Source organism: Psychrobacter sp. GP33 (genome assembly GCF_014119005.1).
Classification (GTDB): domain Bacteria; phylum Pseudomonadota; class Gammaproteobacteria; order Pseudomonadales; family Moraxellaceae; genus Psychrobacter.
In genome coordinates this window covers 443,165-455,715 of the sequence record NZ_JACGYX010000002.1, presented here as the reverse complement: position 1 = coordinate 455,715, position 12,551 = coordinate 443,165, and the positions used below count along the sequence as shown (strand labels likewise).

The following is a 12,551-nucleotide window of genomic DNA, read 5'->3' as shown; positions in this document are numbered from 1 at the left end:
GAATTAAAGACTGCTATCAAAATCAGGCATATTGTCAGCGTTAAACGGTAAAGCAGCGTGCGCTTGCTGACGATAGTCCGCCATACGTATACGATCTTGAGCACAAAAGTCAGTAATCGCGGGCACAAAACGCGGATCATAAATACGATGTAATGAATGAGTCGTCGTCGGGATAAAACCGCGAATCAGTTTATGTTCACCTTGGGTGCCAGGATCAAAATGAGTAAGACCTTGCTCAATGGCAAACTCAATACCTTGGTAATAGCACAGCTCAAAATGCAGACTGTCATACTCACCCAGTGCGCCCCAATAGCGCCCATATAACGTACGTTTGCGCGTATTTTTTGTATCACATGTATCATGAGCAACATCGTATAAGAACAAGCTGCTGGCGATAATCTCGCCCTCGCTGTCATAAGCTTGCGCCAGCATAATATGCTCTGGCATCGTCTGTGCCAATGCTGTAAAAAAATCGGCAGTTAAATAAGGTTGCTGCCCACGGACGGCATAAGTCATCACATAACAATGATAAAAGGCTTTCCAATCGTCATCGCTGATATCATCACCGCATTTACGTACACAATAAATACCTTGTGCCGTCACTTTGCGGCGTTCAGCGCGGATATTTTTTCGCTTTTTAGCAGTCAGTGTCATTAAGAAGTCATCAAAACTGGCAAAGGGCTGTGCATTATTGATGAGGTCTTTATTTTGCCATAGGAACTGACAGCCTTGACGCTCAAGGATAGGTATAGCAGTAGATAAAGCGACGCTCGTTAACTTTGAATACAGCGTTTCTATGACACTATCTATTTCAATATCTGTTGATGCCGCAAGCGTTGCAAGCTCAGGCGTCACAAACAGTCCATGCCAGCTCGACGCACCTACTTGCTGCGCAAGGTCGTCCACTCCTGCCATCGCCATGTTTATAATCTCAGTGCTCAGACTTTCGCCTTGTGCCAACCACAAACGCTCACCCGTAATCGGTGTATAAGGCACACTGGTCACCAAGCGCGGATAATAATCAATGCCATAACGTCCATAGGCTTCTGCCCATGCATGATCAAAAACATACTCGCCGCGATGGTGACCTTTTACAAATACGGGCATCACTGCTACTGGTTCAGTTATATCTGTAGTTGGTAAATTTTCATCGGTTAAACTTGCTGCATGAGTGATATCTGTATCGCGATATACCAATATAAAAATAGGCAACCAACCCGCATCCTCACCAATCGCGCCAGTATCAATCAGCGCCTGCCAAAAGGCAAACGACATAAATGGCGTATCAGGTGTCTGCCACTGGGTTTGCTGCTGCCAGCTCATATCGCCCACGAGCGCGTACTGTAAACTCATAATGCTCACTAATTATTTTTAGATAAATCTAGCGTAGCAAATTTTTACGCTTATGCTGTCACAATTTGCAAAAATACTGTAGATATTTAAGCTAAAAATAGGCAAATTGGAGTTAATGATATCGCTGTCATATTTAGGAGACCTATATGTCTACTTTACTGACTACGCCATTTAAGACCACTATTAAATCAATAGTCGCAGCAACTTTGATGAGCAGTTGCTTGTTAATCGTAAGCGCCTGTGACTCTCAAAAGATTACCAGTGAATCAACGGTAGGCAGCAATAATATCGCACAGACCACTCCTGAAATCATTGTGCGTAACAGTATGCAAGCTGAGACTCCTAACGCATCCTTTAATACACAGACGCTTAGTCCTTCAGGTTATAAAGGTCTGCACTTTGGACAAGCCATCACGCCCGATGTTATTAGCCGTTTAGGATTGATTAAAGGCGAGCATGGCTATGATGAATGCTACTATCTCGAAGACCCTACTAAAGCCAGCGTAAATAGAGACGGCACTGACTTTGAGCCAATATACTATCAAATAATAGATGGTAAACTGGCGCTTATTGGTTTTAATGCCTCTGATATCGAGTTTTATACCGGTATCCGTAGCGGCGATAAAGTCGATAAAATTATCAGTACTCATCCGAATAACTTACGTTATAGCATGGATAAATACGATGAAACAGGTGACTACTACCATTTCATTTCTGACGTTCCAAGCCAAGCAAATACTTTACCTTTACAGATTAAATACACGATGAAGGGTGGTAAAAAAATTGCAAATGCCAGTAGTATGACTCAGCCCGTAGATAAATGGTCAGCCGAGCAACGAGCCCAACTACAAGGACAGGTTGAAACCATTGAGCTAGGAACACCAGAAGCCAACATGTTGGAGGAAGGGTGTTCATAACACTTTTGACCAAGTTCAGTAGCAGTGCTTGCACAGAAAAGATGAAATTTATGCGGATGACTGGTAGAATAAGGCTACTAATCATTTACTATAATTCAGATAGATGGGATATGAGCCAAAACAGCATCCTAAGTTTATGATACGAGAATGATATCGTATCTGAATTATAGTGAGTTCGCTAAAATATGCCCTCGATAATTCGCTTTCAGACAAGTCAGATATCTAGCTACCTTGCCTTTTTAACTTAGCTAACTTAATTAGCTTGATGACAGTTAACGAAAGACCATTCAGCGAAAGCAGCGAAGCAAACTCAAAACTCTTTAAGAGTCTGTATTTTTCAAGAGCCTACATATAATGTATTTGTTCTCAATATATAACCCATGATTGCGTGGGGGTGTATAGAACTATTGCATTATATTTAAGCGTTATTATTCACAACAACCCAAAGGAATGCCCTACTACAATGACAAAAATTATTTATACAAAAACCGATGAAGCCCCTGCGCTTGCTACCTTATCTTTTTTGCCTATCGTTGAGGCATTTACAAAAACCGCAGGAATTGAAATTGAAACCGCTGATATCTCTTTAGCGGGTCGTATTATTGCGTTATTTTCAGAGTTTTTACCAGAAGAACAACGTATTCCTAGCGCCTTTGTAGCGTTAAGTGAATTGGTAAAACAACCTGGCGCCAATATTATTAAACTGCCAAACATTAGTGCCTCTATCCCGCAGCTAAAAGCGGCAATCAAAGAGTTACAAGATAAAGGCTATGATTTACCTGATTATCCAGACCATCCAGAAACCGATAAAGAAATAGACGCGCGCGAGCGTTATGACAAAATCAAAGGCAGTGCAATGAACCCTGTCTTGCGTGAAGGTAACTCTGACCGCCGTGCACCAAAAGCGGTAAAAGCGTTCGCCAGAAACCATCCGCATTCAATGGGCGCATGGAGTGCTGACTCTAAGTCACACGTAGCCACCATGCAACATGGCGACTTCGCGGATACTGAAAAATCAGTAACGTTAGATAAAGCAACAGATTACCGTATCGTCCATACCGCAACTGATGGCACAGTGACTGAATTAAAAGCACCTGCACCATTGCTAGCTGGTGAATTGATTGATGCAGCTATCTTGAGTCATGAGGCATTAGTAGAGTTTTTAGAAGAGCAAGTAGAAGACGCTAAAGCAGAAGATGTGTTGTTCTCATTGCATCTAAAAGCCACCATGATGAAAGTGTCTGACCCCATTATCTTTGGTGAAGCGGTCAAAATCTTCTTTAAAGAATTGTTCGCAAAACATGGCGATACCTTTAAAGATCTTGACGTGAACGTCAATAATGGTTTCAGTAACTTATTGGCTAAAATCCAAGAATTGCCTGAAGAAAAACGTGCCGAAATCGAAGCCGACATTCAGACCATCTACAAGAACAATCCTGACCTTGCCATGGTTGACTCAAGCAAAGGCATCACCAACTTACACGTACCAAGTGACGTGATTGTTGACGCTTCTATGCCTGCTATGATTCGCAGCTCAGGTAAAATGTGGGGCGCGGACAATGAGTTGCATGACACCAAAGCCGTTATCCCTGATAGCAGCTATGCGTGTATCTATGATGAAACCATCAAATTCCATAAAGAGTTTGGCGCGTTTGACCCAACGACTATGGGCTCAGTACCTAACGTTGGCTTGATGGCACAAAAAGCTGAAGAATACGGCTCGCATGACAAAACTTTCCACATCGAAGCTGACGGTAAAGTTCAAGTATTGGACAGCAATGACAACGTCTTAACCGAGCACGAAGTGAAAGCGCAAGATATCTGGCGCATGAATCAGGTTAAAGATGCACCAATCCAAGATTGGGTAAAATTAGCCGTCACTCGCGCCCGTGCCAGCAACATCCCAACCATTTTCTGGTTGAACCACAAACGTCCACACCATGCTGAATTGATCAAAAAAGTTGAAAAATACCTTAAAGATTATGACACCACTGGTTTAGACATTCGCATCATGCCAGTACGTGAAGCGACTCGTTTCACTCTAGAGCGTCTAAAAAAAGGTAAAGATACCATCTCTGTGACTGGTAACGTATTGCGCGATTACCTAACGGATTTGTTCCCAATCTTAGAATTGGGCACCAGTGCTAAAATGCTATCTATCGTTCCTCTAATGAACGGTGGCGGTTTGTTTGAAACAGGCGCAGGCGGTTCAGCTCCTAAGCATGTACAGCAGTTGGTTGAAGAAAACCATTTACGTTGGGATTCACTCGGTGAGTTCTTAGCGTTGGCGGTATCTTTAGAGCATCTAGCCACGCATGAAGACAATGCTAAAGCACAAATTTTAGCCGATACACTAGATAAAGCGACTGAAAAACTGTTGTTAAACAACAAATCACCATCACGTAAAACTGGTGAATTGGACAACCGTGGCAGTCATTTCTATCTGGCTATGTACTGGGCTCAAGAGCTTGCGGCACAGACTGAAGACACTGAGCTACAAGCACAGTTTGCGCCACTTGCTGAAAAACTTGCCAGCAACGAAGACGCTATTGTTAAAGAATTAAATGACGTTCAAGGTCAGCCTGCTAATATCGATGGCTACTACTTCTTTGATGAAGCTTTAGCAACTAAAGTCATGCGTCCAAGTCAGTTATTGAATGACACGATTGACTCTTTATAATTGAAGTAACGTTGTCACCTAAATAGCTTTATATTTTAAAGCTGTTTAAGTTTATATAACTTAAGCTTATAAAACAAAGCACCCCAACTGTCTTAGATGGTTGGGGTGCTTTTTATTGCAACTATCTATTATTAGAGTGAATAATTATTAACCGTGCCTAGTATTTAAAACATGATATCAACTTAAACAATACTGCTGGTATGGAAAAGATGAAATTTATGCGGATGACTGGTAGAATAAGGCGTTTGATACGCTTAATATCATTCAGATATACGTACATATACAGATACATACGACAAAAGCGACAAAAGATTAGCGTTAAGTTATTTGATGTAACCGCACAGTTTATTATTGCATAAGGGTGTTGAGAACTATTTATTTAGATTCCAGCCTTATTATTAACGATAACTAAAGGAATGTCATACCATCATGTCAAAAATTATTTATACCAAAACTGACGAAGCACCAGCGCTAGCAACCCTATCATTCTTGCCTATTGTTAAAGCATTTACCCAAACCGCAGGCGTTGCTGTTGAAACCAGTGATATTTCTGTTGCCGCGCGCGTGTTGGCTGAATTCCCTGACTACTTAACTGAAGAACAACGTGTTCCTGATAATCTCGCTGAGCTTGGCAAACTGACTCAAGATCCTAGCACTAATATTATTAAACTGCCTAACGTGAGTGCCTCAATTCCTCAGCTAAAAGCCTGTATTAAAGAATTACAAGGTAAAGGCTTTGCGATTCCTGACTTTCCAGATGACCCAAAAACGGATGAAGAAAAATTAATTCGTCAGCGCTATGGTAAAAGTTTAGGCAGTTCCGTGAATCCGGTACTGCGTGAAGGTAACTCAGACCGCCGCGCACCGAAAGCGGTTAAGAACTTTGCCCGTCAACACCCACATTCTATGGGTGAATGGAAGCAATGGTCACAAACGCACGTATCGCACATGCACAGTGGCGATTTTTATGCCGGTGAGCAGTCACTCACGTTAGACAAAGCGCGTACCGTACGTATGGAACGCTTAGAAGACGATGGCACTATCAAGGTGTTAAAGCCCGAGATTGCATTGCTCGATAAAGAAATCATCGACCTGATGTTTATGAGTAAACAGGCGCTGTGTGAATTTTATGAGCGTGAAATGGAAGACTGCCGAGAAGCGGGCATTTTATTTTCCTTACACGTAAAAGCCACCATGATGAAGGTGTCGCACCCAATCGTATTTGGACATGCGGTTAAAATTTACTACAAAGAAGCATTCGAGAAGCATGGTGCATTATTTGACGAGTTAGGCGTTAACGTCAATAACGGCATGGCAAGTTTGTATGAAAAAATTGCTGAGCTACCTGCCAGTAAGCGTGAAGAAATTGAACGTGACTTGCATGCGTGTCAAGAGCATCGTCCACGTCTGGCGATGGTTGATTCTGCAAAAGGTATAACCAATTTCCATTCACCAAGTGACGTAATTGTCGATGCATCTATGCCCGCCATGATTCGTGCAGGTGGTAAAATGTGGGGTGCAGATGGCAAAATGTATGACTGTAAAGCGGTCATGCCTGAGTCTACCTTTGCGCGTATCTACCAAGAAATGATTAATTTCTGCAAATGGCATGGCAATTTTGACCCAACCACGATGGGCACTGTCCCTAACGTGGGCTTAATGGCGCAACAAGCCGAAGAATATGGCTCACACGATAAAACCTTTGAAGCCAGTGATGCAGGTATCGCCCGTATTGTTGACGTTGAGACAAATGAGGTATTGCTTGAGCAGCGTGTTGAAAAAGGCGATATTTGGCGGATGTGTCAAGTCAAAGATGAGCCAATTCAAGACTGGGTGAAACTTGCCGTACGCCGTGCACGCGAGTCTGATACACCTGTCGTATTTTGGTTAGACTCTTACCGTCCGCACGAAAACGAGCTGATCAAAAAGGTAAGAACTTACTTAAAAGACTATAATACCGACGGTCTACATATTGAAATCATGTCACAAGTTCGCGCGATGCGTTATACCTTAGAGCGCGTCGCTCGCGGTCTGGATACCATCTCTGTGACCGGTAATATTCTAAGAGACTATCTCACCGACTTGTTCCCAATCCTAGAATTAGGCACGAGTGCAAAAATGCTATCAGTCGTACCACTTATGAAAGGTGGTGGATTGTTTGAAACTGGCGCTGGCGGTTCAGCACCCAAGCACGTGCAACAGTTATTAGAAGAAAATCATTTGCGTTGGGATTCACTGGGTGAGTTTTTAGCCTTGACGGTATCTTTGGAACATTTGGCAACCAATGACCACAATGCCAAAGCGCAAATCTTGGCGGATACACTGGATAAAGCGACCGAAAAGTTATTATTAAATAACAAAGGTCCATCACGTAAAACGGGCGAATTAGACAACCGTGGCAGTCATTTCTATCTTGCCATGTACTGGGCACAAGAGCTTGCGGCACAAAATAAAGATGCTGAGCTACAAGCACAGTTTGCGCCACTTGCTGAAAAACTAACCAGCAATGAAGACGCGATTGTTAAAGAATTGAATGACGTTCAAGGTCATCCTGTCGATATCAAAGGCTACTACCTTGCTGATGAAAAACTGGCTGAGCAAGCGATGCGTCCAAGTAAGTTATTCAATGAGGCGTTAGCGTCATTGTAGCATCGCAGTAATTGCGCTTAATTAACGTCATATCTTTAAGCGCATATTTTTAAAATTAGATAGAAAAACACCTCAACAGTTTAACACTATTGGGGTGTTTTTTTGTCTTGGAAACGATCATAATTTTGCGTAGATAACCGTTATAATGGTCACCATTTGCTATTCTGCCAATGTTTGATAGTTTCAGTTCATTGCAGTTCATTTATGTTTTAGGAATACCTATTGTATGTCGACCTCTAGCCTGATTCTTTTTAACAAGCCTTATGGAGTACAAAGCCAATTTCGCGATGATGGTGGCAATGCGCACACCACTCTTGCGCCTTACTTTACTGATAAGACTTTGCGCGTTGCAGGACGATTGGACGCCACCTCTGAGGGGTTATTAATTTTAACCAGTGATGGACGAGTGAATAAAGCAATCACCCAACCGCCGCGCTCTACTGATTTTAAAAACAGTAACAAGCAAGGCAAAACGTATTTGGTGCAAGTGGAAGGCACCATCAGTACTGAGCAATTGGCACAACTCACACGCGGCGTGATGCTAAAAGACGGCAAGACCTTACCGGCAATCGCAAAAATCGTTGATGAAGTCGATTTACCCATTGCTTTATGGCAACGCGACCCTCCCATTCGTGAACGCAAAAGTATTCCCACGTCTTGGTTAATGCTGACCATTTATGAAGGAAAAAACCGCCAAGTGCGGCGTATGACCGCTCATGTGGGGCTGCCTTGTTTGCGTCTGATTCGCTGGTCGGTGGCAGGATTTGAGCTTGGAGAATTGGGCGTTGGTGAGTTTGTGCGCGTTCATTTGAATAGCGAGGATTGCCGCCGATTGGGTCTTATCCATTAATTAAAGCAGTTACAAGCTTTTAAGGTTAGCGCCTCGAATGGGTAAGGTTTATCTGTTAATATTGAATTTACTATGCCCTATCTCCTATGCATTTTTTCTTATTATTAGCACTTATAATTAGCGCTCGTTATTATTACTTGCCATGCATAATTTCTCATTCATAACCATATTGAGTGGTTTTTGCTCATTTCCACGCCTGTTTCAATTGAGGACATCTCATGACTGTTTCACATTCATCGTATCGTTGTGCCTATTTAGTCACCAGTATCGCCGCAGTGCTTGCTCTTAGTGCTTGTCAGCCGAAATCAGAAGACACTGAAGCCACACTGACAGAAGAGGTTGCGCCAGAAGCTGAAGCCACACTTGCTGATGCAGACGAAGCAACAGACGCGCATGCTGGACATGATATGTCCGACATGCTAAAAGATTACACCAAGTCGATGACCGATATGCACGCTGAGATGATGGTGGGTATAGGTTATAACGATCCGGATACTGCATTTGCCAAAAGTATGCTTGGGCATCACCGCGGTGCGGTCGATATGGCAAAAATCGAGCTAAAATATGGTACTGATGTTGCTATGCGTGAGCTTGCCCAACAGGTTATCGACTCGCAGCAGCTTGAAATTGATACTATGAAAAAATGGCTTGCTAACCATCCTGATATAGCAAAACCAAAACCTGAAACGCAAGAAATGCAAATGACATATGCCAATGGTATGGATGCCATGCATGGCGAGATGATGGCAGGCATCGCTGACCCTGTGCCGGATATGGCATTTGCTCGTGGTATGCTCGCCCATCATATTGGTGCAGTTGATATGGCAAAGGTTCAGCTTAAGTATGGTAAAGACAAAGAGATGCGCCAGCTTGCCCAGCAAATCATTGACGCCCAGGAGCCTGAAATTAAAATAATGCAAGAATGGATTGCGATGTATGGCAAAAATGATGAATTGCTTGAAGATGAGCAAGAGCTAAAAGAAGAACAGCAAGCCGAGCAGCATGGTAAGAATCACGCTGAAAAAGTTAAAGGGTAAATACTTTTCAAGCCTTATCCCTACATTCTCACCCTTTTAAACCTTAACAAAAAGCCCTTGCGAAACTACTGTTTTAGCAAGGGCTTTTAGTATGTTTTTATCCATTTATACCGCTATATATTTAATTCTGATACTTAATTACTGATACTGAGTCATAAAATCTAGCCATACACTCCATGCTGGTACGCTCGACTGCTTTTGAACCTTATTTTCTGCAATCTTGGTTTCTGAGATTTTATCAGACTTTGCTAAACGTAAATTTACCGTATGCGGATAAGATAGGCTTTGGCTAAATTGTTCCTCATCAGCATAAGAAGGCGGCATAACGGAGACACACATTAGCTCATCACGGCGAAACAAATGACAGTCAATAGCACGCTGAGCACTTCTCACCGTTGCTAATTGCTTAGTATCCGCTTTGATACCATCAAGGGCAACAATCACATCATTTGCTGATATTCCTGCTTTGGCAGTGATGCTATCACGCTGAACCCGATTGACCAGCAGCCCCGCTGGCGTGTCACTACAGCGCATACCCCACGGCACTTGTTTGTGAACATTGTCCTTACTATCGGCATGCATCACAATGCCATTGTTGGACAATAAGGTTTCTAGTGGCAGCTCATCAACTCCATTGACGTAGCGGCGCTCAAATACTTCCCATTCCGCTATCGGCATAAACTGTCCAATCACTGCGCCCATATCAGCACTACTGATACCAATACGACAGTTGTCATTAACTTTGGCTTGCTCATAAAATGCCTTGACCACATCGAATAAGCGATATCGACCAGCACTTTTTTCCAATAAGGTTAAGTCCAGACAGAGCGCCACTAATGCGCCTTTATTATAATAACTGATGCCTGCGTTGCCAGTATTTTCATCATTACGGTACAACTTAATCCACGCATCAAAACTCGATTCAGCAACGCTTTGATGGGCGCGTCCATGGGTTTGATAATAACGGCTGATTTGGTCAGCAAGTAGGGTCAAATAACTGGCTTTATCAATCACCTTTGAGGCTTGCAACATAAAATCATCAATATAAGAAGTAAAACCTTCAAAGACCCAAAGCAGCGGAGTAAAAGCTTCTCGTCGCAAATCAACCGTGAGCATCACATCCGGGCGCACGGTTTTAACCCACCACGCATGAAAATACTCGTGACTACAGAGCCCTAAAAAACGTTGATAACTGGCGCTTGCCAGCTCCGGCTCATCTATACTGGGTAAATCGCGGCGCGGAGTAATCAGGCTGGTCGAATTGATATGCTCCAAACCGCCATAATCATTGCCGCTGGCATAAGTCATAAACGTATAATCACTAAAGGGCGCATCGCCCAGCCAATTAAGATACGTCTGGCAAATCTTAGTCACATCCTGCTGCAAACGCCCCAAGTTGGCGCTATGCTTGCCTGAGAGAAAAAAGCGATGGCTAAGCGTTTGATGCTCACTGTCTCGAATAATAAAATCAAATCGGTCTTGCGCTGCAATCTCAAACGGATGATCAATTAACTGCTCATAACTGTCCGCTTGTAGACAATAGCCATATTGTTCATCGCCATATTCATTGACACTGTGCAAATGAGTTGCGTCAAGTCCGCACGCCAGCATGACATCACTTTCATTTTTATCCGCTAAGAATGCGGCGGGTACAAGCAAGCTCACTTGTATCGACGACTGCTCTTGCCCTGCAACTGCCAATGCCAGCGAGGTAAAATTGCCATACAAACGCTGCTGATCAGCATAAGCAGTGCGCACCGATAAATCATAGCAATACACTTCATAATGTACCGTTATCGCCTGCCCTGCTTTTACCTCTGGTAATTGCCACGTATGCTTATCAATTTTTTGGGCACGGTAAGCGTTACTATCTTTATTATTGCTATCATTACTCTTATCGGTGATTTGATAATGTACCGCGGTAATATGGCGGGCAAATTCACGCATCAAATAGCTGCCCGGAATCCATGCCGGCAACCACAATTGCGGTGCGTCATTACCGGCAGTAAAGGTGAGCGTAATATCTACCAAATGCTCATGATAGCGTTCAAAATTCACGCAATAATGAATAGCAGTTGGTAAGATGGCATCGGTCGTCAGTACTTGAGTCATAGTATTGTCTTATAGTTAGCGGTCTTGTGATTAATGGTATTGTCGTTATAGTCATAATCTTAAGGTTATAATCATGGTAAGAGTCCACACGTTAAAACGCAACTGTCAAATAGTTACTTACGCTCCCTACTTTTTAACATTTTTTTAACATCATCGAGTCTTATTTAATAAAAAGAACTCAATAATTTGAAAATTTAGTGAATAATTTAAACTTTTTAGTACTTTTGCCTTGAAAGTTATTCAGACCATCGCAATTAAAGATGCTAACTGCTAAAGTTACCCTAATAAACTGATGATAATTGACTAATGACGTGGCTATTTGGCTGGCTAATTGGCTTTTTTAGGTTTATTGCAACCGTATTTAAATTTTTAAATCAAAATATTTAGGATAATTTATGACTACTATCGCAAAAGATACTGCCGTCAAATTTAACTACACCCTTAAAGACGACGAAGGTAATATCCTAGACCAGTCTCCAGAAGGTCAGCCATTAGCGTATTTGCATGGACATAGCAACATCATTCCAGGTCTTGAGCAGCAGCTAGAAGGCAAATCAGCTGGCGAAACTGTGAATGCGGTCGTTGAGCCAGCTGATGGTTACGGCGAATACCAAGCACAAGCAGTACAGCATGTACCACGCTCTAACTTCCAAGGCGTTGATGATATTCAACCGGGTATGCAGTTCCAATCAGAAGCTGGCGGTCAAGTAATGCTAGTTACTGTAACTGACGTAACTGATGACGAAGTGATTGTTGATGCAAATCATCCATTGGCAGGCAAACGCTTGACGTTTGATGTAGAAATTCAAGAAGTTCGTGCCGCTACTGAAGACGAGCTGAACCATGGTCATGTCCATGGTGCAGGTGGCGTTGAGCACTAATCTAACCAGTCAATCTCGATGGTTAGATTACTTTAAGCAGTGAAGTCGTTATGGTTATTTTTTTAGATAGTT

The 12,551-nt window shown here is 42.7% G+C and carries 8 protein-coding genes; 6 read left to right on the top strand and 2 right to left on the bottom strand.

Features of this window, described 5'->3' with window-relative positions:
- Positions 1 to 3 precede the first annotated feature (3 nt).
- Complete coding sequence (locus tag H2245_RS04390; RefSeq protein ID WP_182406144.1) at positions 4 to 1,353, bottom strand: GNAT family N-acetyltransferase; 1,350 nt, start codon at positions 1,351 to 1,353, stop codon at positions 4 to 6.
- 146 nt (positions 1,354 to 1,499) lie between these two features.
- Between H2245_RS04390 and H2245_RS04385 the strand changes: the two genes are divergently transcribed.
- From H2245_RS04385 to H2245_RS04365, 5 genes are all read left to right on the top strand, one after another.
- Positions 1,500 to 2,270, top strand: coding sequence for a hypothetical protein (locus tag H2245_RS04385; protein WP_182406143.1), 771 nt, complete (start codon positions 1,500 to 1,502; stop codon positions 2,268 to 2,270).
- Between the two features lie 463 nt (positions 2,271 to 2,733).
- The gene (locus tag H2245_RS04380; protein ID WP_182406142.1) at positions 2,734 to 4,950 is read left to right on the top strand and encodes an NADP-dependent isocitrate dehydrogenase; all 2,217 of its coding nucleotides are present in this window, start codon (positions 2,734 to 2,736) and stop codon (positions 4,948 to 4,950) included.
- A gap of 429 nt (positions 4,951 to 5,379) precedes the next feature.
- A complete protein-coding gene (locus H2245_RS04375; protein WP_182406141.1) occupies positions 5,380 to 7,599 on the top strand; it encodes an NADP-dependent isocitrate dehydrogenase in 2,220 nt (739 codons plus the stop codon).
- Positions 7,600 to 7,825: 226 nt separating this feature from the next.
- A complete protein-coding gene (locus H2245_RS04370; protein WP_182406140.1) occupies positions 7,826 to 8,449 on the top strand; it encodes a pseudouridine synthase in 624 nt (207 codons plus the stop codon).
- A 218-nt stretch (positions 8,450 to 8,667) separates the two neighbouring features.
- Positions 8,668 to 9,486, top strand: coding sequence for a DUF305 domain-containing protein (locus tag H2245_RS04365; protein ID WP_182406139.1), 819 nt, complete (start codon positions 8,668 to 8,670; stop codon positions 9,484 to 9,486).
- A 138-nt stretch (positions 9,487 to 9,624) separates the two neighbouring features.
- Here the strand turns inward: H2245_RS04365 and H2245_RS04360 are convergent, their stop codons facing one another.
- The gene (locus H2245_RS04360) at positions 9,625 to 11,598 is read right to left on the bottom strand and encodes a M61 family metallopeptidase (protein ID WP_182406138.1); all 1,974 of its coding nucleotides are present in this window, start codon (positions 11,596 to 11,598) and stop codon (positions 9,625 to 9,627) included.
- Positions 11,599 to 11,993: 395 nt separating this feature from the next.
- On the opposite strand from H2245_RS04360, the gene H2245_RS04355 reads away from it, so the two are divergent.
- Positions 11,994 to 12,479 (top strand): peptidylprolyl isomerase, encoded by a 486-nt coding sequence (locus tag H2245_RS04355; protein ID WP_182406137.1) that lies wholly within the window; start codon positions 11,994 to 11,996, stop codon positions 12,477 to 12,479.
- Positions 12,480 to 12,551 lie beyond the last annotated feature (72 nt).